Origin of the sequence: Microbacterium sp. Root322, from assembly GCF_001425645.1 — a bacterium.
Lineage (GTDB): Bacteria > Actinomycetota > Actinomycetes > Actinomycetales > Microbacteriaceae > Microbacterium > Microbacterium maritypicum.
On the sequence record NZ_LMCS01000001.1, the window covers coordinates 248,334 to 270,604 of the forward strand.

Here is a 22,271-nt window from a genome sequence, read left to right on the forward strand (position 1 = left end):
TCGCGACCAGGGGGTCATGCATGTGGCAATGATCGCATAGTGCCAGTGGCGCTCAGTCGATCTCGCGGAGCGCGGAGGTCACGATCACGACGTCGTCGCCGTACTCGGCATCGACGGCATCCTGCATGCTTCCGTCGTCCCACACGACGCTCAGCCAGACGTACCCGCGATCGGTGCGGAGAGCGAGTGCCTCCTCGCCGAGACGTGCGGAGATGTCGTCGTGGATCCGGGTGAGCTCATCGCTCGGCGTCGCGCCGTCCACCCCGCCCGTCGGATCCTCCGGAGCGATCGGGTCGTACAGCGCGAGCATGATGGGCACGTCGGTGTTGGTGAGTCGCTCGCCGTCGAAGGTCGCATACACGGCATAGGCCCCCCAGGTGGTCTCCCCGCTGGACTCGCTTCCCTCCACGCCCTCCCAGGACCAGTCGTCGAGGGGGACTCCGCTGCACTGCGGAGGGTACGACTCCCTGATCGCGCCCATGCACAGCTGCACGTCGCCGGCCACGTCCAGCACCGTGCCCACCCCGATGACGCGCCCGTCAGGGAGATCGGGGCGGACGTTCTCGAGGCGCTGGTCGGAGGGCACCGTCGTGCTCGTCGGGGCAGCGGAGCTTCCGGGGCCCGACGTGCACGCGCTCAGGAACAGGAGGCCGACGGCTGAGGCCGCGGCGATGGCCAGGCGACGCTGCGATGTGCTCATACCGGGGAGTGTCGTCACCGCCGTGATCGTCTCAGCCTCGTCGAAACCGTCATGGCATCCCTGCTACCATGACCTCATGCCTTTCGGCGGTCTGCTTCTTCTTAGCTGCCGCGACGAGTCCTAAAGCTAGGGCCTTCCTCGTCGCGGCGCTTGTGTTGGCCCGTTCATCTTGACGAAGAGAAGAAGCCCCATCATGCAGAACACTCAGCGCCCGTCCGCGATGCCGATCCACAAGTACCGGCCGTTCCACGAGCAGATCAACGTCCACCTGCCTGACCGCACTTGGCCCGACGCCCGCATCACCGAGGCGCCCCGTTGGTGCGCGGTCGACCTCCGCGACGGCAACCAGGCCCTGATCGACCCGATGTCGCCCGAGCGCAAGCGCGTGATGTTCGAGCTGCTCGTCAGCATGGGGTACAAGGAGATCGAGGTCGGCTTCCCCTCGGCGAGCCAGACGGACTTCGACTTCGTCCGCCAGCTCATCGAAGAGAACCTGATCCCGGACGACGTCACGATCCAGGTGCTGACCCAGGCGCGTGAGCACCTCATCGCCCGCACCTACGAGTCGATCGCCGGCGCGAAGCAGGCCATCGTGCACCTCTACAACTCCACGAGCGTGCTGCAGCGCGAAGTCGTGTTCCGCACCGACAAGCAGGGCATCATCGACATCGCGCTCGAGGGCGCACGCCTGTGTCGTCAGTTCGAGAAGACCATTCCCGACACGAAGGTCTATTACGAGTACTCGCCCGAGAGCTACACCGGCACCGAGCTCGAGTTCGCCGTCGACATCTGCAACCAGGTGATCGAGGTCTTCGAGCCCACCCCCGACCGCAAGGTCATCATCAACCTGCCGGCGACCGTCGAGATGGCCTCGCCCAACGTCTACGCCGACTCGATCGAGTGGATGAGCCGCCACCTCGCGCATCGCGAGAACGTGATCCTGTCGCTGCACCCGCACAATGACCGCGGTACCGCGATCGCTGCCGCTGAGCTCGGCTACATGGCCGGCGCGGACCGCATCGAGGGCTGCCTGTTCGGCAACGGAGAGCGCACGGGCAACGTCGACATCGTCGCGTTGGGCATCAACCTGTTCACCCAGGGCATCGACCCGCAGATCGACTTCAGCGACATCGACCAGGTCAAGCGCACGGTCGAGTACTGCAACCAGCTGCCGGTGCCCGAGCGCAGCCCGTGGGCGGGCGACCTGGTCTTCACCGCGTTCAGCGGATCGCACCAGGACGCGATCAAGAAGGGCTTCGAGGCCATGGCGGTTCGTGCCGAGGCCGAGGGCGTCACGGTCGACGACATCGAGTGGGCGGTGCCGTACCTGCCCATCGATCCGAAGGATCTGGGGCGTTCGTACGAGGCCGTCATCCGCGTCAACTCGCAGTCCGGCAAGGGCGGCGTCGCCTACCTGCTGAAGGCCGACCACGCCATCGACCTGCCCCGCAAGCTGCAGATCGAGTTCTCCGGTGTCGTGCAGGCGAAGACCGATGCCGAGGGCGGCGAGGTCACGAGCGACCAGATCTGGTCGATCTTCAACGACGAGTATCTGCCCGCCGCCGACACCGCGGCCAAGTGGGGACGCTTCGAACTGCTCGCGACGCAGACCCGCAGCGACATGTCCGGCGAGGTCGTGCTCGATGTCGTGCTGCGCGACGACGACCAGCAGGTGTCTGTCACCGGCAACGGCAACGGTCCGGTCGCTGCCTTCGTCGAGGTGCTGCGCGCACAGGGCTTCGACATCACGGTGTACGACTACGTCGAGCACGCTCTCAGCGCCGGCGGTGACGCGCAGGCCGCGGCCTACGTCGAACTGCAGGTCGGTGACCAGCGTCTGTGGGGCGTCGGCATCGACGGCGACATCTCGACGGCGTCGCTCAAGGCGATCGTGTCGGGAGTGAACCGCTCGATCCGCACGCGTCAGCAGGAGCTCGCGGCGGTCTGATCGTCCACGCACAGACGGCGGCCGGAATCCCCTGCGGATCCCGGCCGCCGTCGCCTGCATCTGCGCTGACGGTCGTCCGCGCAGGGCACGTCGGCGCGTGCGGTCTCCTCGTCGTCACGGCGTGAGCCGGGCTCGGGATGCCGCCCGCGTCAGAGGTCGATGCCGGGCTTGACGATCGCGATGGCACCCGTCTCGGCGGCGACCTTGCGACGGTAGATGCGCCGCTGCTCCGGCAGGGAGACGTCGAAGGTCACGGCGAGGACCCGGATGACAGCGGTGACCGCGATGCCGACGACCGCGGCGAGTGTGATCGGCATCCCCAGAGCGACGGCGATCACGATGAACGTGCACCCCGCGCCGGCGGCCACAGCGTAGAGCGAGCCGACGTGCATGATCGCGGTCGGCAGGCCCATCAGCATGTCGCGGAGCACGCTGCCGCCGACGGCGGCGCAGACGCCGATGAAGACGGCCGGCACCTCGGGGATGCCGAATGCGAGGGCCTTGCTCGTCCCGAAAGCGCCGAACATGCCGATCACCACGGCATCGAGCACGACGATCGCCGTGTTCAGGCGGGTGAAGAGGCCGGACAGCAGCATCCCGAGGAGCGCGGCGCCGCCTGCTGTCACCAGATACCACTGGTTCTGGAGCGTCGCGGGCGTCTGTCCGAGCAGGATGTCGCGGATCAGACCTCCGCCCATGCCGATCATGATGCCGATGATGGCGACACCCAGCCAATCGAGCCGACGCTGGCCCTGGAACCCCGATGCGAACATCGCGCCCTGGACCCCGCCGAGGCCGACGCCGAGCAGGTCCGCCCACAGCGGAATGGTGAAGAGCGGTTCGGTCACGCGTCCATTCTCGCGCACGGAGGATAATCGAAGGGTGCCCACCTATCGAGACGAAGCGGTGATCCTGCGCACCCACAAACTCGGTGAGGCGGATCGCATCGTCACGATGCTGTCGCGACGCCACGGCAAGGTCAGGGCGGTGGCCAAGGGCGTGCGCCGGACGTCGTCGAAATTCGGTGCCAGGCTCGAGCCGTTCATGGTGGCCGACGTGCAGCTCTACCAGGGTCGCTCCCTCGATATCGTGCAGCAGGCCGAGTCGCTCGGCTCCTACGGAACGGACATCGCCGCGCACTACGACCGCTTCACCGCGGCGAACGCCATGGTCGAGACCGCCGACCGCCTGAGCGACGCGGAGGCGACTCCCGATCAGTACCTGCTCCTCGTGGGTGGACTGCGGGCGCTGTCGCGCGGTGAGCACGTCGCCCGGAGCATCCTCGATTCGTACCTCCTGCGGGTCATGTCGCTGTCCGGGTGGGCGCCCTCGCTCGACGAGTGCGCACGGTGCGGCACACCAGGGCCGCACTCGCGGTTCGTCGCGCAGCTGGGCGGCGTGGTGTGCCAGAACTGCGCCCCCGCCGGCAGCCCACGCGTCGCCGAGAAGACACTGGGCCTGCTCCGATCGCTCATCGCGGGGGAGTGGGACGTGATCGACGCCGCTCCACACGCCGACACCGCCGCTGCGTCCGGACTCGTCTCCGCCTACGCCCAATGGCACCTGGAGCGCGGCATCCGCTCGCTCGCCCACGTGTCCGACATCACTTCAGGAGGAGAACGATGAGCCCGAAGCCGTACACGCACAAAGACGCCGTGGCCTATCGCCCGCTGGACTGGACGGGCGTGCATCCGCCCGCGTTCCGCGCCGTACCCGCGCACGTCGCGATCGTGATGGACGGGAACGGACGCTGGGCCAACCGCCAGGGACTCACTCGCATCGAAGGACACAAAGCGGGCGAGGAGGTGCTGCTCGACGTAGTCGCCGGCGCGATACAGGCGGGGGTGAAGCACCTCTCGGTCTATGCCTTCTCCACCGAGAACTGGGCGCGCTCTCCGGAAGAGGTCCGCTTCCTCATGGGCTACAACCGCGATGTGCTGCATCGCCGTCGTGACCAGCTCAACGAATGGGGCGTGCGCATCCGCTGGGCCGGCCGCAAGCCCCGGCTGTGGGGGAGCGTCATCAAGGAGCTGCAGTACGCCGAGCAGCTGACCCGCGACAACGACGTGCTCACCCTCACGATGTGCGTGAACTACGGCGGCAGGGTCGAGCTCGTCGATGCGATGCGGGCCATCGCCGAAGACGTCGCCGCCGGGCGCGTGAAGCCCAAGGCGATCAGCGAGAAGATGATCCGTCGGAACCTCTACGTGCCCGACATGCCGGACGTCGATCTGTTCCTGCGCAGCTCGGGGGAGCAGCGCACCTCGAACTTCCTGCTGTGGGAGTCCGCATACGCCGAGATGGTGTTCCTCGACACGCTCTGGCCCGACTTCTCACGTGAGGAACTGTGGCGGGCGATCGGCGTCTACCTCGCCCGGGACCGCCGCTTCGGCGGCGCGATCGACACTCCTGACGCGTCGGCCTGAGACCGCAGCCATCGCTCCGTCTCCCGCGGATGCCGTAGCCGCACGACGGTGAGGTGCGGGAAGCGCTCCTGCATCTCCGGGAACCGCTCGTGCCATTTGTGCAGTGTCGCCCTCTGCCACGCCAGGATGTTCTCCTCGGGATCGCGGTTGAGGAGGTTCCACGGTCCCTTCTCGCGGTTGCCGTTCCAGAGCTCTCGCCGCAGGATGCCTCGGGCCAGGGTGCGCCGCATCAGACGGCCGCGCACCACACGGTAGGGGTAGTCGAGCCAGAGCGCGAGCTGGGCGCGCGGTGCGAGGATCGCGTCGGTGCCCTTGCTCGTGTACTGCCATTCGGTGACCCATCGATCCTCGGCGGCGAAGGCGCGCACGTCGTCGAGGAACTCGGGCCTCGGAGTCCAGTTCGCCCCGTGGAACAGGCCGTCGATCTCGATGTGGCGCAGTCCCCACAGTGCGCCGATGCGACCAGACAACGTGGTCTTCCCCGATCCGGAGACGCCGGCCACCAGCACCCGCTCCGGGGTGAACGGGAGCGGATCGTCGGCGCAGAGCATCCGAGAATCCTACCCACCTTGGCGCGGCGCCGAGGAATAGCTCATAGGCGCATGCGGTTGGATGAAAGTGTGACTGAACCCATCTCCATCGACATCTGGTCCGACATCGCCTGCCCCTGGTGCTACATCGGCAAGCGCAACCTCGAGAAGGGTCTCGAAGCGGTCGCGGCCGATGAGGATGCGCCGCAGGTCAACATCACCTTCCATTCGTTCGAGCTCTCGCCCGACACTCCCGTCGACTTCGACGGTGACGAGGTCGACTTCCTCGCCGGGCACAAGGGCATGCCGCGCGAGCAGGTCGAGCAGATGCTGTCGAACGTGACCGGCGTGGCCGCGAACGCGGGGCTCGAGTACCGCTTCGATCTGCTGCAGCACACCAACACAGTGAAGGCACACGAGCTGCTGCACTTCGCGAAGGCCGAGGGGCGTCAGCACGAGATGGAGGAGCGGCTCATGTCCGCCTACTTCACCGAGGGCAAGCACGTCGGGCGCATCGACGACCTCGTCGACCTCGCGGTCGAGGTCGGCCTCGACGCCGATCGAGCACGTGCGGCGCTCGAGAGCGAAGAGTTCCTTCCGGCCGTTCGCCAGGACCAGGCTCAGGCTCGCGCCTACGGCATCCAGGGCGTGCCGTTCTTCGTCGTCGACGGCCAGTACGGCATCAGCGGCGCCCAGCCGCCCGCCGCATTCGAGAACGTCCTTCGCGACCTCTGGTCGAAGCGCGGAGAGAGCGAGACGGAGACCGCAGCGGTCTAGCGGGTCAGAGCCGCTTCGATCGCGCTGACGATCTCGGGGGCGTCCGGCTTCTGCTTCGGGCGGAAGCGCAGGACGTCCCCGTCCGGCAGCACGAGGAACTTCTCGAAGTTCCACTCCACCCGGCCGGCCTTGCCACCGGCGTCCGGGGTCTCCTTGAGCGCCTTGTAGAGCTCCGCGGCGTTCTTCCCGTTCACCTTGACCTTGTCGTTGACCGGGAACGTGACGCCGTAGGTCGTCGAGCAGAACTCGAGGATGTCGTCCACCGAGCCGGGCTCCTGGCCGAAGAACTGGTTGCACGGGAAGCCGACGACCGTGAACCCGCGGTCGCCGTACAGACGCTGCAGCTCCTCGAGCTGCTCGTACTGGGGCGTGAGGCCGCACTTGGAGGCGACGTTCACGACCAGCACCACGTCGGCGCCGAGATCGTCGAGGGTCTTCTCCTCGCCCTTCGCGTCGGTGAACGGGATCGTGCGGAGCGCGGAATCGGTCATACTTCACAGCTTAGATCGCAGCATCCCTCGTGGCTCTGCGTCTGGGAGAATGGAGGGGACATGACTCTCGCCACCGCCCCCGCCCGCCCCCTTCGCATCGGTCCGATCGATCTCGACGTGCCGGTCGTCCTCGCCCCCATGGCGGGGATCACCAACACCGCCTTCCGGCGTCTGTGCCGTGAGTACGGCGCCGGGCTCTATGTGAGCGAGATGATCACCTCGCGTGCCCTGGTCGAGCGCAACGAGACCACGATGCGGCTGATCCGCCATCACGAGTCGGAGACGCCGCGGTCGATCCAGCTCTACGGCGTCGACCCGAAGACCATCGCCGAGGCGGTGCGCATCATCGTGGCCGAGGATCACGCTGACCACATCGACCTCAACTTCGGGTGCCCGGTGCCGAAGGTCACCCGCCGCGGCGGGGGAGCGGCGCTGCCCTGGAAATCGAAGCTGTTCGCCGACATCGTCGACCAGGCCGTCAAGGCCGCAGGTGACGTGCCGCTCACGGTGAAGATGCGCAAGGGCATCGACCGCGATCACCTGACGTTCCTCGACGCCGGGCGCGCGGCCGAAGATGCCGGTGCGGCTGCGGTCGCCCTCCACGCCCGCACCGCGAGCGAGTTCTACTCCGGCTTCGCCGACTGGAATGCCATCGGCGAGCTCAAGCAGGCCGTCACGAGCATTCCTGTGCTGGGCAACGGCGACATCTGGTCGGCCGACGACGCGGTGCGCATGATGGCCCAGACCGACTGCGACGGCGTCGTGGTCGGACGCGGCTGCCTCGGACGCCCGTGGCTGTTCGGCGAGCTGGCGACGGCTTTCGGCGGCGAGGGCAAGACCGTCGATGCCACGCTCGGATTCGTCGCGAACGCCTTCCGGCGTCACGCAGAGCTTCTCGTCGAGTTCTTCGAGGATGAGGACCGCGGGTGCCGCGATGTGCGCAAGCACGTGTCCTGGTACTTCAAGGGGTATCCGGTCGGCGGCGACATCCGCACGGGGCTCGCCACCGCGTCCAGCCTCGCGGAGATCGACGACTTCCTCGGGCGCCTCGACCACACCGCGCCGTACCCGGGCGCGGATGCCGAGGGCCAGCGCGGTCGGTCAGGTCACCCCAAGCGCACGGCGCTGCCCGACAAGTGGTTGGAGTCTCGGGAGCTCGCGTCGTCGGCCTCCGAGATGATGCGTGGAGCGGAGATCGAGAACAGTGGTGGTTGATCCCCAGGTCGGCCTGCGTGCCGACGGCTATGACGCGCGCGACGCCGAGCGCTTCTTCGCTGAGACCCACCGTTCCGAGCGCAACGACTTCGCCCGCGACCGCGCGCGGGTGCTGCATTCCGCAGCGCTGCGCCGGCTCGCCGCGAAGACGCAGGTGCTCAGCCCCGCCAGCACAGCCGACTTCGCGCGCAACCGCCTGACGCACTCCCTGGAGGTCGCACAGGTCGGGCGTGAGCTCGCGGTCGCCCTCGGCGTCTCGGCCGATGTCGTCGACACCGCGTGCCTCAGCCACGACCTGGGCCACCCTCCCTTCGGCCACAACGGCGAGCGGGCGCTCAACGAATGGGCCGAGCCCATCGGAGGGTTCGAGGGGAACGCGCAGTCCTTGCGCATCCTCTCCCGACTCGAGGCGAAGGTCCTCGACGACGATGACCGCTCGGTCGGACTGAACCTCACCCGCGCCAGTCTCGACGCCACGTGCAAGTACCCGTGGACGGTCGACAGCCCGGTTCCGGACCCGGGTGGTCGCCTGAAGTTCGGCGTCTACCCCGAAGACGAGGCGGTCTTCCGCTGGATGCGCGAGGGGGCGCCGGGGCGTCTGCGCTGCATCGAGGCCGAGATCATGGACCTCTCCGACGACATCGCCTACTCGGTCCACGACTTCGAGGATGCGATCGTCAACGGCTACGTCGACGTCGCTCAGCTCGCCGATCCGCGCCAGCACGATGCCCTCGTCGGACGCATCCAGCAGTGGGTGGGCTACGACTTCACGCGCGACGAGCTCGCCGATGCTCTGTACCGCCTGGCATCGCAGCCGATGTGGCTGTCGTCGTTCGACCGCTCCCGTCAGGCACTCGCACGACTCAAGAACCTGACGAGCGACCTGATCGGACGTTTCGCCCGTGCCTCGGTCTCCGCCACGAAGGAGGCGTACGGCTCGACCGCCCTGGTGCGCTACAACGCCCACGTCGTCGTGCCACGCGTGATCGAGGTGGAGATCGCGGTCCTCAAGGGCATCATGGGCCAGGCGATCGTCACGATCGAAGCCCGCAAGGGCGTCTACAAGGAGCAGCGACGCGTGCTCAAGCGGCTCGCCGACGCCCTCTGGTCGACCGACGCGCTGTGGTCCGCGGGCTCCGATGTGCTCGAGCCTGCATTCGCGGCCGACTTCGTCGCCGCGCAGAACGACGCCGAGCGCGCCAGGGTCGTGGTGGATCAGATCGCGAGCCTCACCGACCAGAGCGCGATCGATTGGCACAACCGGCTCGTCGGCGAGATCGATCCGGCCGAGGTCGGGATCTGGACTCCGCGTCACCCCCGTCCGGGCGCGCAGGCGCACGCCGAGCGGCTGCCCGTGGTCGAAGGGGCGCACTGATGCCGCGGATCCTGCAGGCCGACGTCGACGAGGTGAAGGCGCGGACGAACATCGCCGACATCATCGGTGAGCGTGTGGCTCTCAGATCGGCCGGGGTCGGATCCCTCAAGGGACTGTGTCCCTTCCACGACGAGAAGAGCCCGAGCTTCCATGTGCGCCAGCAGGTGGGGTACTACCACTGCTTCGGCTGCGGGGAATCCGGCGACGTCTACTCGTTCCTGCGGGAGATGGACCACGTCAGCTTCACCGAGGCCGTGGAGCGTCTCGCCGGGCGCATCGGATACACGCTGCATTACGAAGACGGGGGAGCGGCTCCCGAGACCAGCGGTCGCAGCCGTCTGTACGCTGCCAACACCGCGGCGGCGGAGTTCTTCCGCGCGCAACTGCTCACCCCCGATGCCGAGGCCGGGCGTCGCTTCCTGGGCGAGCGCGGGTTCGATGCGGGTGCTGCCGCGCATTTCGGCGTCGGTTTCGCCCCGCGCGGGTGGGACGGGATGCTCAAGGCCCTCACCGCGCAGGGATTCACGCGCGAGGAACTCAGCAACGCGGGTCTCGTCTCGACAGGACAGCGCGGCGTGTACGACCGCTTCCGCGGGCGGCTGGTGTGGCCGATCCGGGACGTGTCGGGACAGACCATCGGTTTCGGCGCGCGCAAACTGTTCGACGACGACCAGGGGCCGAAGTACCTGAACACCCCCGAGACGCCGATCTACAAGAAGGCGCAGGTGCTCTACGGGCTCGACCTCGCCAAGCGCGACATCGCTCGCGGGGATCCTCGCCGTGTCGTCGTGGTCGAGGGGTACACCGATGTGATGGCCTGCCACCTCGCGGGTCTCACGACCGCGATCGCCACCTGCGGCACGGCGTTCGGCACCGAGCACATCAAGGTGCTGCGCCGGGTGATGGGCGACGACAACGCCTCGGGCGAGGTCGTCTTCACCTTCGACGGAGACGAGGCGGGACAGAAGGCGGCCCTGCGTGCATTCACGGAGGACGACAGGTTCAACGCGCAGACTTTCGTCGCCGTCGCCCCTGACGGCATGGATCCGTGCGACCTGCGACTCCAGCGCGGAGATGCGGCCGTGCGCGGGCTGATGGACGCGAAGCAGCCGATGTTCGAGTTCGCGATCGACCGCAAGCTCGGCGGCTTCGACCTCTCCACCGTCGAGGGGCGGGTCGGCGCGCTGCGTGCGGCCGCGCCCATCGTGGCCGAGATCCGCGACCAGCTTCTTCGCCCGGGATACGAGCGGGTGCTGGCGCGCCGGCTCGGGATGGATCCCACGGAGGTGCGCAGCGAGGTCGAACGCGCGGCACGCGGCGCGTCGACTCCGCAGCAGGTGCGTCGGGAGGCTCCGCTGACGGATGCGGTGACGGGCGCTCCCGTCGTCGCTCCGGTCACTCTGTCGAGCCTGCCGCGCAGTCCCGACGTCGCCGTCGAACGCGACGCGCTGATGGGCGCCCTGCAGTACGGCCATCAGGTCGATCAGGCCCTCCTCAACAGGGCGTTGGAGGCGCCGTTCCGGACCCCCGGTCTCGACGCCGTGCGCGAGGCCGTCGCCGCCGCCCCCGACCGCACCAGGGCCGGGTGGGTGACCGAGGCGGTGAACAGCGTGCGTGAGCCCTATCGTTCGCTCGCGGGCGAGCTGTTGATGACGCCGTTCCCCGCCCGCGACGAAGAGCGAGCCGTCGCCACCGTGGCCGACCTCACCCGTCGACTCGTGCTCCGTCAGCTCGAGCGCGAGAAGCAGGAGCTCCTCGGTGCGGTGCAGCGAGTGCCCGCGGATTCCGACGGAGGCCGCGCGCTGCGGATGCGGTTGCGCGACATCGATGCGGAGCGTCAGCGCTTCGCCGAGTCGTAACCCCGACCGGCATCGCGCAGAGGGCAGGATGGAGTCATGTCCCGCAGGCCCGAATCCACGAACGCGATCGATTGCTCTGATCTGGTGATCGACCGCATCGGCCACGGGATGCCGACGCGTGCCGTCGACGGCGTCACCTTCTCGCTCGCGCCCGGCGGTCTGATCTGCGTCGCTGGGCCCACCGGCTCCGGCAAGTCGACGCTGGTCGCCGCCCTCGCCGGCTCCACCGATCCCTCGGTCAAGGTCGTCGGAGGGAGGGCCCAGGTGTGCGGCGTCGATGTGCGCCGGCCTGGCCGCAAGCACCGGATCCTCACTTATCGCACCGGATTCGTACCGCAGGGTGCGGGCGCCGACCTGCCGCCGCGGCTCACCGTGAACGAGGTGATCGCGGAGCCGATCCTCATCCGCGAGCGTCGGGTGAACACGAAGGCGCTCTCGATCCGTGTGGCGACGCTGTTGGACGAGCTGCACCTGCCCCTCGGCACGGCGGCGAAGTTCCCCTATGAGCTCAGCGCAGGTATGCGTCAGCGTGTGGCGATCGCCCGGTCGTTCGTCTTGGAGCCGAAGGTGCTCATCGCCGACGAGGTGCTCGCGAACCTCGACCTCGAGGTGCGGCCGGTCGTCTTCGATGCGATCACCCGTCGCCGCAAGGAGCAGTCGATGGCCGCTCTCCTGGTGACCAACGACGCCGACTTCATCCGCGAGCTGAATGCCGAGACTTTGATGCTCCGCAGTGGGCACGTGGTCGCCCGTGGCGTGGGCAAGGATCTGCTCTGGGTGCCGAACGCGGAGTCGGATTCACGGCACTGAGTCCGACACGCCCGGCATCCCCGAACGGCGCCTCGGTGTCGTGAACACCTCCCGGAGTTTGCTAAGCTTGTCGAGTTGCCCGCTCAGCGGTGCACATTCCTCGGTAGCTCAATTGGCAGAGCAGCCGGCTGTTAACCGGCAGGTTCTTGGTTCGAGTCCAAGCCGGGGAGCCAACGAGAGAAGCCCCCTCCACGGAGGGGGCTTCTCTCGTTTCCCCGTGAAGTCGAGCAATGGGCTGGACGCAGAAGAGCCCCTTCGATGGAAGGGGCTCTTCTGCACGGTGGCGAGAGAGGATCAGCCGACGCCGTCCATCGCACTCGTCTCGGTGTTGCCGATGCGGGCGATGACATCGGGGCGACGACGCGCCAGGTAGGCGTATCGCGTGAGGGCCAGGGCCACCGTCGCCAGGAACACGTACGGGATCACGTTGTAGGGGAATGCCGGCACCGGCCAGACGTTCGCGAAGAACACGTACCCCATCGTGACGACGGCGACGGTCGCGCACGCCTTCACGAGGCCGTTGCGCATCTTCGCCCGCTGCGTGTAGACGACGCAGGCGATCGCGACGAGGGCGTAGGCCACCATGTAGCCGTAGGTGCCCCAGGTGTTGACCCAGACGAGGATCTCTCCGGTCGCGGCGCCCGAGACCAGCAGCACGATATCGACCGCGACGGCCGCAGCGCCGGCGATGATGAGCACGCGGTGCGGCGTCAGATGCTGCTCGTGCGTGCGTCCGAACCGCTCCGCGACGACGCCCTCCTTGCCCATCACGTAGACGATGCGTCCGATCACGTTGAGCGGGGCGACGACCACGGCGAAGAACGACGCGGAGACGCCGAACGTGAGCACGGCGGCGAACCAGCCCGGCATGCCGATCAGGGCCGACATGCTCTCCAGAGGACTGGACGAGGTGGCCAGATCGTCTCCGAGCACGGTGATCTGCGTGTACGCGGCGAAGACGTACAGCACACCCACACCGAGCGCGCTCCACATGATCGCGCGGGGGATGGCCTTGTACGGCTCCTTGGCCTCACGACCGAGCGCGTCGGCCGAGGAGAAGCCCACGAAGCCGAGGATGCCGAGCACCATGCCGGAGGCGACGCCCTGGAACGACGAACCGGTGGCGAGCACCTGCGCGGGGTCCCACGCGGCCGGGCCGGCCCAGACCAGAGCGGCGATCAGCAGCACGAGGATGATCCCGACCGAGACGAGCTCGAGGACGAGCGAGACGCGGGCGGACAGGCGGATGCCGCGGATGGTGAACAGCGTCGCCAGGCCGCCGAGCACGATGGCGAGACCGATGTCCCAGCCGAGTCCCTGTGCCGGGAGGCCGAGCATGCTCAGGAACTGCGCCATGTAGCTGACGGATCCGCTGAGCGAGGCCGCGGCGATGCCGAAGCAGCCGATCAGCAGCGTGACGCCGGCGAGGAACGCGCCGAACGGGCCGAGTCCCTTCGAGACGTAGGTGTAGAGGGACCCGGCCGAGGCGTGCTTGCGGGCGAACACCACCACGCAGTAGCCCACGCACAGGATGACGATGGTGGCGAGAGCGAAGGCGTAGATGGTGCCGTTACCCGCACCGAGGAAGATCGCCGCTGCGGTGAAGGCGATGACGGCGCTGGGGGCGATGTTGGCGATGGCCTGGGCGGCGAGTTCGGGTCCGCTCATGACGCCGGTGCGAAGACCGGCATCCTTGGGTGCGCCAGGCGGGGCGACGACGGTGTCTGACATGGTTCTCCTGGATTCGGGTTTCAGGGGTGGGGGTGGGGTCCGCCGAGGGCGGTCAGGGGATGAGGAGCGTGCGAAGCGCGGATCCGGCCTCGAGGTCGTCGAGCGCGGCGGCGGCTTCGGACAGCGGGCGCCGCCCCGAGATCAGGGGATCGATCTTGAGCTGGCCGTCCATGTATCGGTCGACGAGAGCGGGAACGTCGATCGAGGGGCGCACGGAGCCGTAGTTCGAGCCGAGGATGCGCTGATCGGCCTCGGCCAGGACGAGGGGCTCGAACGATGCGCGGGCGCCCGTGGGAGGAAGCCCGACGATGACGGCGGCGCCGCCGAGACCGAGCATCTGGATCGACTGCTCGGTCGTGGACGTGCGACCGATCGCGTCGAACGCGTAGTCGACGCCGTCGGGGATGAGCTCGCGCAGCTGGGCGACGGCGTCACCCTGCGACGCGTCGATACGGTCGGTCGCACCGAACTGCAGCGCCATCTGGGTCTTCTCGGGACGCACATCGATCGCGACGATGCGCTCGGCGCCGGCGAGTCGTGCGCCCTGGACGACGTTGAGTCCGACGCCGCCGCAACCGATGACGACGACGGTGGAGCCGGGCTCGACGGCGGCTGTGTTGAGCACCGCGCCGACGCCGGTGGCTACGGCGCAGCCGACGACGGCGACGACGTCGAGCGGGGCGTCGTCTCGGACCTTGACCGCACCGGATGCGGGAACCACGACCTCCTCCGCGAACGAGGAGACGCCGAGGTAGTGGTGCAGCGGTTCACCGTCGCGGCTGAGGCGGGACGTGCCGTCGAACAGCACTCCGAGGGGAGCGACGACCGTGGCGACTTTCTGGCACCGGGCCTCGTGACCGGCTCGGCAGTAGCGGCACTCACCGCACGGCGGTACCCAGCTCAGGACGACGTGATCGCCGACAGCGAGGGTCGTGACTCCTTCGCCGAGTTCGGTGACCACGCCGGAACCTTCGTGGCCCATGACCAGGGGAGCGGCGGCATCCCACTCGCCGCGCTTGACGTGCAGATCGGAGTGGCACACGCCGGCAGCGGCGATGCGCACGCGCACCTCACCCGCGCGCGGGGGTGCGAGGTCGACGTCGACGAACTCGATCGGTGACTGGGGATCGCGGAAGACTACAGCTTTCATGACATCCTTCGGGTGGAGAGGGGATGCCGACGATGCTAGGAGAGTGCTGACCGTCGGGCATCCGACAAATATGTGGATGGGGTGCCACCCGTTCACACTTTGTATGATCAAGGTGTGGCTCGTGATGTCGCCTCCGTGGCGCGATACCTCCAAGGCGAGCTGCTGCATGGCGGGGTGTCGAGTGCCCGGCATGTGAACTCGGTCGTCGCTCTCGAGTCCTTCGGCGCTCCGACCGACCGCCTGTTCGCCACTCTCGTCGTCGTCGACGCCGCGCAGTGGGACGAACTCGCCGACGATGCGGACCGGCTCACCCTCTTCCGGGACGTGGTCGTGGTCACCGGCGCGGACACGCCAGCGGTCCGGCGCATGCTCGAGGAGGGCGGCGTTACCGCTATCGTCCGAGCGGGCACGTCGCACGAGCTGCTGATGCCGACGCTGACGACCCTGCTCGCCGTCGACCAGGCGGCCGAGGCGAGAGCGATCACCTCGGCGATGCGGGTGCTCACCCTCGCCGCTCGACGCAGCGGGATCACCGGCGTCATCGCCGAACTCGCGCACCGGATCGACGGATGGGCGGTGCTCCTCGACCGCCACGGAGAGGTGATCACGACCGCAGGCGCGGGGAGCCTGCACATCGACGATGCGATCGCGGTCGCTGTCGGCCGCCCCGTGCGGGTGCGCCACCGCGCGCTTCAGGTGCATCCTGTCGGTCCGGGGCAGGACATCACCGCGCAGCTGGTCACCGCGCCGCGCAACGACAGCTCCGGTCGAGGGAGGGAACTCAGCTCTCAGGCCGCAGCGTTGCTCGATCTCCTGATGCGCACCCGGGACAGCAGCCACCTCGAACGCCTGGGCCGATCCATGATGCTGGAGACCGTGCTGGAGGGAGGGGAGGAGGCGACACGGCTTCTCCGACGCTGGGGCGTGCACGAGCGGAGCCTCGTGGGGTTCGCCCTGGCCTCACGCACGAGCGGAGTGGACGTCGAGCACCTGCTCGCGCTGTGGCTCGACGAACTCGGGGCCGAGCATGTCTTCGCCGCGCAACGAGGACTCATCCGCGGCGTCGTGCGCGAGGATCATGCGCAGGAGATCGCGCATCGGGCGCAGGCCTTCGCCTCGACGCTCTATCTCGGACTCGGGCGCCCGGCCACGACGGATGCGCTCGCCCGCAGTGTCGACGAGGCCCGACAGGCCTGCGAGACGGCTCGTGCGGGTGGGGAGCGCGTCGTCCGCTACGCATCGATCCCGACGGTGTCGTTCGTGCTCGGACAGTTGGATGCGGACCAGACGCAGCGGATCGGTCGGCTTCTGGATCCATTGCGCGGCGTCGAGCAGCAACCCGAGCTCATCGAGACCCTGCGCGTCTTCCTCTCCACGAACAGCGCCTGGGGTGAGAGCGCCACGCGGTTGCGGATCCACCGGCAGACGTTGGCCGCGCGGATCAGACGGATCGAGGACCTGATCGGGTTGTCGCTGTCGGACCCCGACGATCGCGTCGCCGCCTGGCTCGCGCTGCGTGCGTCGGACGGCTGAACCCCTCGGAACGACGAAGAGGGCCCCGCCGGATGGCGAGGCCCTCTTCGTCGACGGTGGATCAGCGCGCGGCGCCGGCCAGCGAACCCGTGGTCTGCCCAGCCGGGTCGAAGACGATGCACTGGATCACGCGATCGTTGTTCCGCTCCCACGAGTCCTTGGTGGGAACGAGCGTGGTGACATCGAATGCGGAGTCCTGGTAGGCCACGCCCACGAACGTCGTGTACGCGTCTCCGATGCACTCCTGCGTCGCCGCGTCGATGTCGGTGTCGGAGAACTCGCCATCCGGCATCGTGATCTCGTAGTACACCTCCTGGTCGTGCGGGTCGGTGCAGGGGAGGATGTTGGCTTCGGTCATCGTGCCGGAACCGGTGTCGAGCATGCAGTCGCCCAGCTTCACCGAGAAGACGCCGACGTTCGAGCTCTCCGTGACCTGGCCGCTCTCCTCGTCGCGGTTGGCGTCGCCGGAACCGCCGCCGAGAATGCCGTTGAGAGCGCTGCACCCGCTGAGGGCGACCGAGAGCGCCACTGCCGATCCTGCGAGCATCAGGGCGCGTCGAGTGCGCATCTTCATCATGATCTGTTTCCCCTCCGAAGCGTGATGCGGAGGCATGCGAAAAGCCCCCGCCGCGAACACGCTAACCCCCGGCGAGTCTGTGACGCAACTCGAAGGATGCTGTGGTTCGGCTGGGAGCGCTCAGCCTTCGAGGTCGTCGACGCCGGGCATCCAACTCGCGCCGGGGCGTCCCCACCCGCGCTTTCGGGCGATCTTCTGCGCGGTCTTCCAGTCGCTGTCCGACAGGCGATCGACGTACAGGATGCCGTCGAGGTGATCGAACTCGTGCTGCATGATGCGGGCACGCCACCCGTCGACATCGATCGAGACCGGCTGCCCTTCCAGGTCGGTGGCCGTGACGTGGACGCGCTCCGACCGGCGCAGCGGGAACCGCTCGCCGGGGAACGAGAGGCAACCCTCGGATTCGAGATCCGGGTCGGGTTCACCCGGTTCGAGCGGCACCATCCAGAGTGTGGGATTGATGAGAACGCCGCGCCAGGGGTGGTCGTCGTCATCGACATAGGCGTACGTGTAGATGCGCAGGGGCACTCCGACCTGCGGAGCGGCGAGACCGACCCCTGGGGCGGTGTCCATCGTCTCGAACATGTCGGCGACGAGGGCGCGGACGTCGTCGGTGATCTCGTCGACGGGGGAAGCGGGGGAGTGCAGGACGGGGTCGCCCATGATGCGAATCGGAAGTACAGCCACGTCACAACCCTAGTCGGCGGCACTCGCCAGGTAGGGTCGTACTGTGAATGCTGGGGTGTGGATGAACGCGGTCGAGGACGTCGGCGATCAGCTCGTCGGCGCGTTCCAGAACCCGGGGCTGCTGCTCGGCATCCCGCTCGCTCTCGCAGGCGCCGTCTTCATGTCCCTCGGCGCCCAGTACCAGCACCGCGGCGTCGAGAAGGTCGAACGCCTCAGCGGTGCCAACGGCGCCTCGGGCCTGAGTCTCGATCAGCTCAAGCGCCTCCTGACCCGTCCGTCATGGCTCATCGGCACGCTGATGCTCGGACTCGCCGTGGTCTGTCAGCTCGCCGCCCTCGTGCAGGCGCCGCTGATCGTCGTCCAGCCGCTCGGGGCGATCGCCCTCGTGATCACGACGCTGCTGAACGCGCGGATCTCCGGCCACTCGCCGACGCGGCAGTCGCTGACCGCCATCGTGTGCTGCGTGGGTGGCATCTTCCTCTTCGTGTTCTTCGCGGCGATCTACGCGACCGAGCAGGAGGTCACCGACCGTGAGCTCTTCACGATCCTGGCGCTCCTGCTCGTAGTCATCATCGTCCTCGGCGCCTGCTGGCTGATCCTGCGCCGCCGGATGCGCGCCCTGTTCTACGTGATCGGCGCGGGAATCCTCTACGGGTTCGTCGCCACCTTGGCCAAGGTCGTCATCAAGCGCATCGAGGCCGGTCAGTTCGAATGGATCACCGGGATCTGCGTGCTCGCCCTCGTCTCGGCGGCCGCTGTCGGCGCATACTTCGTGCAGACCGCGTACAGCTCGGGTCCGCCCGACCTCGTGATCGCCGGGCTCACGGTCGTCGACCCTCTCGTCGCCGTGCTCATCGGAATGGTCGTGCTGGGCGAAGCCTCTGCGGCTCCGTGGTGGGTGCTCGTGATCTTCGCCGTCGCCGGAGGGATCGCCGTCTGGGGCGTGGTCGGGCTCGCCCGCTATCACCCTCAGGTGCTCAGCGACAGCCAGGATCTGGGAATCCAGCGAGGCAGCACACCAGGCGGATCCTCGCAGGGCGGCCCTGGAGAGGCTTCCTCGTCGCAGCCCGCCGCGACGAGTGCTCCGGAGCACTCGGACGGCTCGGGACGTCCGCAGACGCCGCCGTGGCACGACGGTTCGTCAGAGCGACCCTAGCGACAGCGAACTGAGCGGCCGCGCGTGGCGGCACCGACTCAGTAGGCCTGATCGATCAGGTCGGCCGAGACCTCGGAGGCCGCGGCTTCGTCCACGAAGAACACCGTGCGCTTGCGCCCCTTGGCGCCGGCGGCGGGTACGCTCGAGTAGCTCGCCCCCGCGAGAGCGAGGCCGAGAGCCGAAGCCTTGTCGGCACCCGTCATCACGAGCCAGACCCGCTTCGACGAGTTGATTACCGGGCGGGTCAGCGTGACACGCTCGGGCGGCGGCTTCGGCGAGTTGCGGACGGCGAGGACTGCGGCATCCGTCACCGTGACCTCCTCCCGATCCGGGAAGAGGGAGGCGATGTGCCCGTCGGGGCCGACCCCGAGGAAGCACACGGCGAAAGAGGGCCACGGATGCTCGTCGGTACCGAACCGCGCCAGGTCCGCCGCGTACGCCGCCGCGGACTCGTCGAGGGTCAAGCCGGTGTCAGGGCCGGCGACCTCGTGCACGTTCTCCTGGGGCACAGGGATGTGGTCGAGGAGAGCCTGTCGGGACTGCAGCGAGTTGCGATCGACGTCGTCGCGCGGCACGAATCTCTCGTCACCCCACCAGAAGTGCACGAGCGACCAGTCGATCTCCGCCGCTCGCGGGTGCTCGGACGCCGCACGCAGCACCGCACCGCCCATCGAACCGCCCGTGAGGGCGATGTGCGCGATCCGACCATTGCGCGTGCGCGCGCGCACCCGTGTCAGGAACCGGTCGGCCACTCGGGTGGCGAGGGCTGCGGGCGTGGCTTCCACCACGACCCGCTTCTCTGCGGACGATGTCGTCATCGACGTCACTCTCCTGTCTCGGGCGGACCCAGCTTCTCCCAGCCCTCGGTGATGACTCGACCGTACAGGACGTCCGGGTCGAGTCGACGCAGCTCCTCTGCGAGGCACTCGCGCAGAGTGCGTCGCGGCAGGTGCAAGTCGTGGTTCGGCTGTCCCGGCTGCGTGAGCACGGCGACGCCGGGAGTCGGGCGCTCCAGAAGGATGTCGCCGGACTCGCGTGTGAGGCGCACCGACTTGATGCCCTCCGCCCAGTGCTCGGGGTCTTCATAGGACCAGCGCACCGGAACATCGAGCGCCATCTGCAGCCAGGCGGCCAGCAGCGCGGTCGACGGGGAGGCCGCGGCTCCGCGCACCTCGACGCCGGTGATCTGCTCGTACGGCGGCTGGTCGAGCACAGCGGCGAGCTGCTCGCGCCAGTGGGTCAGACGCGTCCACGACAGATCGGTGTCGCCGGGGGCGTGGGTCTCGCCCAGGAGCGCGAGCCGGTCGCGGACGTCGTTCGCGGTGGCGGCATCGGTGATGCGTCGCTGCGCGATCTTGCCGAGCGGTGACTGCGCAGGCGCCACGGGGGCCGCCTCCGGCCACCAGGCGACCACGGGAGCATCGGGCAGCAGGAGGCCGGTGATCAGGCTCTCCTCGTTGCTGGCGGCGTCTCCGAAGGCGCGAAGGACCACGACTTCGCTGGCGCCGGCATCTCCACCGACGCGGATCTGCGCGTCCAGGCGTGACTCGCCCTCACCTGTGGTGATGACGATGACCCGCATCGGGTGCTCTCGTGAGGCGTCGTTCGCGGCGTCGATAGCCGCTTCTGCGACGCCGTTGCGCGCAGCGATCACGAGCGTGAGCACGCGGCCGAGGGCGACGGCTCCACCCTCTTCGCGGACCTTGACCAGCTGCTTCGCGACCTGGCTGACGGTGGTGTCGGGAAGGTCGATGATCACGGGCGTCTCCAGACTCGTCCATCGCGGGCCAGCAGGTCGTCAGCGGATGACGGTCCCCATGAGCCGGGCGCGTACTGCTCGACCGGGCCGCCTTCGGCTGCCCAGTACTTCTCCACGGGGTCGAGGATCTTCCAGGAGAGCTCGACCTCCTCGTGCCGCGGGAACAGCGGCGGATCGCCCAGGAGGACATCGAGGAGCAGACGCTCGTAGGCCTCGGGGCTCGCCTCGGTGAAGGCGTGACCGTATCCGAAGTCCATCGTCACGTCGCGCACGTTCGTGCCGCTGCCGGGAACCTTCGACCCGAAGCGGATCGTGACGCCCTCATCCGGCTGGACGCGGATGACGAGGGCGTTCTGCCCGAGCTCCGACGCGTTTCCGCGCCCGAAGAGGTGCTGAGGCGCACGCTTGAAGACGACGGCGATCTCGGTCACCCGGCGTCCGAGACGCTTGCCCGTGCGCAGGTAGAACGGCACGTCCGCCCATCGGCGCGTGTCGATCTCGAGCTTGATCGCGGCGTACGTCTCCGTGGTCGACTCGGGGTTCATCCCCTCTTCTTCCAGGAAGCCGGTGACCTTCTCGCCACCCTGCCACCCGCCCGCGTACTGACCGCGAGCGGTCGCGAGGGAGAGATCGTCCGGCACGTGCACCGCCGCGAGCACCTTCTCCTTCTCGGCGCGCAAGTGCTCAGCCGAGAGGCTGATCGGCTCTTCCATCGCGGTGAGAGCCAACAGCTGCAGCAGGTGGTTCTGGATCACGTCACGGGCCGCACCGATGCCGTCGTAGTAACCCGCGCGTCCGCCGACGCCGATGTCCTCGGCCATCGTGATCTGCACGTGGTCGACGTAGTTGCGGTTCCAGATCGGCTCGTACAGCTCGTTCGCGAAGCGCAGCGCCAGGATGTTCTGGACCGTCTCCTTGCCGAGGTAGTGGTCGATGCGGAAGATCGAGTCGGCCGGGAAGGCCACCTCGAGCGCGGCATTGAGCGCCCGCGCCGACTCGAGGTCATGGCCGAAGGGCTTCTCGATCACGACGCGACGCCAGCGCTCGTCGTCGTCACTGTTCTCGCCGACGAGACCGGACTCCTTGAGCTGCTTCGCCACCAGCGGGAAGTCCTTCGGCGGGATCGACAGGTAGAACGCGTGGTTGCCCATCGTCCCCCGTTCGACGTCGAGCTTCTCGATGGTCTCGCGGAGCTTGCGGAAGGAGTCCGGATTGTCGAACTCGCCCGAGACGAAGCGGATGCCCTGCAGCAGCTGGGTCCAGGTCTCCTCGCGGAACGGTGTGCGCGCGTGCTCCTTGACGGCGTCGTAGACGACCTGCGCGAAGTCCTGGTCCTCCCAGTCCCGGCGGGCGAATCCGACCAGGGCGAACCCGGGCGGGAGCAGTCCGCGGTTGGCGAGGTCGTAGACCGCGGGCATCAGCTTCTTGCGTGAGAGGTCTCCGGTGACGCCGAAGATCACGAGGGCACTGGGCCCGGCGATCCTGTTGAGACGGCGGTCATCGGGGTCACGCAGCGGGTTGTGCCCGCGCGAGATGGGAACAGACAT

21 protein-coding genes and 1 tRNA gene are annotated in these 22,271 nt (G+C 68.2%); 11 read left to right on the forward strand and 11 right to left on the reverse strand.

The genetic code is table 11. The features are described from left to right. Positions 1-52 precede the first annotated feature (52 nt). Positions 53-700 carry a hypothetical protein gene (locus ASC55_RS01200; protein ID WP_235563067.1) on the reverse strand — a complete coding sequence of 216 codons (648 nt, stop codon included), beginning with the start codon at positions 698-700 and terminating at the stop codon, positions 53-55. A 193-nt stretch (positions 701-893) separates the two neighbouring features. Between ASC55_RS01200 and leuA the strand changes: the two genes are divergently transcribed. After that, the gene (gene leuA, locus ASC55_RS01205) at positions 894-2,648 is read left to right on the forward strand and encodes a 2-isopropylmalate synthase (RefSeq protein ID WP_055867695.1); all 1,755 of its coding nucleotides are present in this window, start codon (positions 894-896) and stop codon (positions 2,646-2,648) included. 149 nt (positions 2,649-2,797) lie between these two features. Here leuA and ASC55_RS01210 read toward each other — a convergent pair whose 3' ends face one another. Continuing rightward, on the reverse strand, positions 2,798-3,496 hold the full coding sequence (locus tag ASC55_RS01210; protein ID WP_055869141.1) for a trimeric intracellular cation channel family protein: 699 nt from the start codon (positions 3,494-3,496) through the stop codon (positions 2,798-2,800). Between the two features lie 34 nt (positions 3,497-3,530). Here ASC55_RS01210 and recO point away from each other — a divergent pair, with 34 nt between their 5' ends. Then, positions 3,531-4,274 (forward strand): DNA repair protein RecO, encoded by a 744-nt coding sequence (recO, locus tag ASC55_RS01215; RefSeq protein WP_055867697.1) that lies wholly within the window; start codon positions 3,531-3,533, stop codon positions 4,272-4,274. Then, positions 4,271-5,074 (forward strand): isoprenyl transferase, encoded by an 804-nt coding sequence (locus ASC55_RS01220; protein ID WP_055872405.1) that lies wholly within the window; start codon positions 4,271-4,273, stop codon positions 5,072-5,074. Before recO ends, ASC55_RS01220 begins: the two co-directional genes overlap by 4 nt. Here the strand turns inward: ASC55_RS01220 and ASC55_RS01225 are convergent. Next, entirely contained in the window at positions 5,014-5,625 is a 612-nt protein-coding gene (locus ASC55_RS01225) for an AAA family ATPase (RefSeq protein WP_055867701.1), read from the reverse strand. The two genes, ASC55_RS01220 and ASC55_RS01225, sit on opposite strands and share 61 nt — an antisense overlap. Positions 5,626-5,694: 69 nt before the next feature. On the opposite strand from ASC55_RS01225, the gene ASC55_RS01230 reads away from it, so the two are divergent. Then, positions 5,695-6,381: a DsbA family oxidoreductase gene (locus ASC55_RS01230; RefSeq protein WP_055867703.1), complete on the forward strand. Its 687-nt coding sequence runs from the start codon at positions 5,695-5,697 to the stop codon at positions 6,379-6,381. On the opposite strand, the gene ASC55_RS01235 is transcribed toward ASC55_RS01230, so the two are convergent. Beyond that, positions 6,378-6,872, reverse strand: coding sequence for a glutathione peroxidase (locus ASC55_RS01235; RefSeq protein ID WP_017830381.1), 495 nt, complete (start codon positions 6,870-6,872; stop codon positions 6,378-6,380). The two genes, ASC55_RS01230 and ASC55_RS01235, sit on opposite strands and share 4 nt — an antisense overlap. Before the next feature lie 60 nt (positions 6,873-6,932). Here ASC55_RS01235 and dusB point away from each other — a divergent pair, with 60 nt between their 5' ends. From dusB to ASC55_RS01260, 5 genes are all read left to right on the forward strand, one after another. Then, positions 6,933-8,087 carry a tRNA dihydrouridine synthase DusB gene (gene dusB, locus ASC55_RS01240; protein WP_055867704.1) on the forward strand — a complete coding sequence of 385 codons (1,155 nt, stop codon included), beginning with the start codon at positions 6,933-6,935 and terminating at the stop codon, positions 8,085-8,087. Continuing rightward, the gene (locus ASC55_RS01245) at positions 8,077-9,462 is read left to right on the forward strand and encodes a deoxyguanosinetriphosphate triphosphohydrolase (protein WP_055867706.1); all 1,386 of its coding nucleotides are present in this window, start codon (positions 8,077-8,079) and stop codon (positions 9,460-9,462) included. The genes dusB and ASC55_RS01245 overlap by 11 nt, the downstream gene beginning before the upstream one ends. Beyond that, positions 9,462-11,321 (forward strand): DNA primase, encoded by a 1,860-nt coding sequence (dnaG, locus tag ASC55_RS01250; RefSeq protein ID WP_055867709.1) that lies wholly within the window; start codon positions 9,462-9,464, stop codon positions 11,319-11,321. Before ASC55_RS01245 ends, dnaG begins: the two co-directional genes overlap by 1 nt. 36 nt (positions 11,322-11,357) lie before the next feature. Then, entirely contained in the window at positions 11,358-12,131 is a 774-nt protein-coding gene (locus ASC55_RS01255; protein ID WP_017830385.1) for an ATP-binding cassette domain-containing protein, read from the forward strand. 97 nt (positions 12,132-12,228) lie between these two features. Beyond that, positions 12,229-12,304: transfer RNA gene (locus ASC55_RS01260), tRNA-Asn, on the forward strand. A 121-nt stretch (positions 12,305-12,425) separates the two neighbouring features. Here ASC55_RS01260 and ASC55_RS01265 read toward each other — a convergent pair. Both ASC55_RS01265 and ASC55_RS01270 read right to left on the reverse strand, forming a co-directional pair. Further along, on the reverse strand, positions 12,426-13,862 hold the full coding sequence (locus tag ASC55_RS01265; protein WP_055872406.1) for an APC family permease: 1,437 nt from the start codon (positions 13,860-13,862) through the stop codon (positions 12,426-12,428). A 52-nt stretch (positions 13,863-13,914) separates the two neighbouring features. Further along, positions 13,915-15,012, reverse strand: coding sequence for an alcohol dehydrogenase catalytic domain-containing protein (locus ASC55_RS01270; RefSeq protein ID WP_055867714.1), 1,098 nt, complete (start codon positions 15,010-15,012; stop codon positions 13,915-13,917). A gap of 114 nt (positions 15,013-15,126) precedes the next feature. On the opposite strand from ASC55_RS01270, the gene ASC55_RS01275 reads away from it, so the two are divergent. After that, entirely contained in the window at positions 15,127-16,545 is a 1,419-nt protein-coding gene (locus ASC55_RS01275; RefSeq protein ID WP_055872407.1) for a PucR family transcriptional regulator, read from the forward strand. Between the two features lie 61 nt (positions 16,546-16,606). Here the strand turns inward: ASC55_RS01275 and ASC55_RS01280 are convergent, their stop codons facing one another. Continuing rightward, on the reverse strand, positions 16,607-17,113 hold the full coding sequence (locus ASC55_RS01280; protein ID WP_235562496.1) for a septum formation family protein: 507 nt from the start codon (positions 17,111-17,113) through the stop codon (positions 16,607-16,609). Positions 17,114-17,242: 129 nt separating this feature from the next. After that, positions 17,243-17,809, reverse strand: coding sequence for a peptide deformylase (def, locus tag ASC55_RS01285; protein ID WP_082524191.1), 567 nt, complete (start codon positions 17,807-17,809; stop codon positions 17,243-17,245). A gap of 61 nt (positions 17,810-17,870) precedes the next feature. Here def and ASC55_RS01290 point away from each other — a divergent pair, with 61 nt between their 5' ends. After that, positions 17,871-18,965 carry a DMT family transporter gene (locus ASC55_RS01290; protein WP_055873086.1) on the forward strand — a complete coding sequence of 365 codons (1,095 nt, stop codon included), beginning with the start codon at positions 17,871-17,873 and terminating at the stop codon, positions 18,963-18,965. A gap of 38 nt (positions 18,966-19,003) precedes the next feature. Here the strand turns inward: ASC55_RS01290 and pgl are convergent, their stop codons facing one another. Genes pgl through zwf form a run of 3 tightly spaced genes read right to left on the reverse strand, consistent with a single transcriptional unit; the run spans position 19,004 to position 22,271 of the window. Beyond that, on the reverse strand, positions 19,004-19,783 hold the full coding sequence (gene pgl, locus ASC55_RS01295; RefSeq protein WP_055873090.1) for a 6-phosphogluconolactonase: 780 nt from the start codon (positions 19,781-19,783) through the stop codon (positions 19,004-19,006). A gap of 5 nt (positions 19,784-19,788) precedes the next feature. Continuing rightward, positions 19,789-20,724, reverse strand: a complete 936-nt coding sequence (locus ASC55_RS01300) for a glucose-6-phosphate dehydrogenase assembly protein OpcA (protein ID WP_055867726.1) — start codon at positions 20,722-20,724, stop codon at positions 19,789-19,791. Further along, entirely contained in the window at positions 20,721-22,271 is a 1,551-nt protein-coding gene (gene zwf, locus ASC55_RS01305) for a glucose-6-phosphate dehydrogenase (protein ID WP_055872408.1), read from the reverse strand. The genes ASC55_RS01300 and zwf overlap by 4 nt, the downstream gene beginning before the upstream one ends.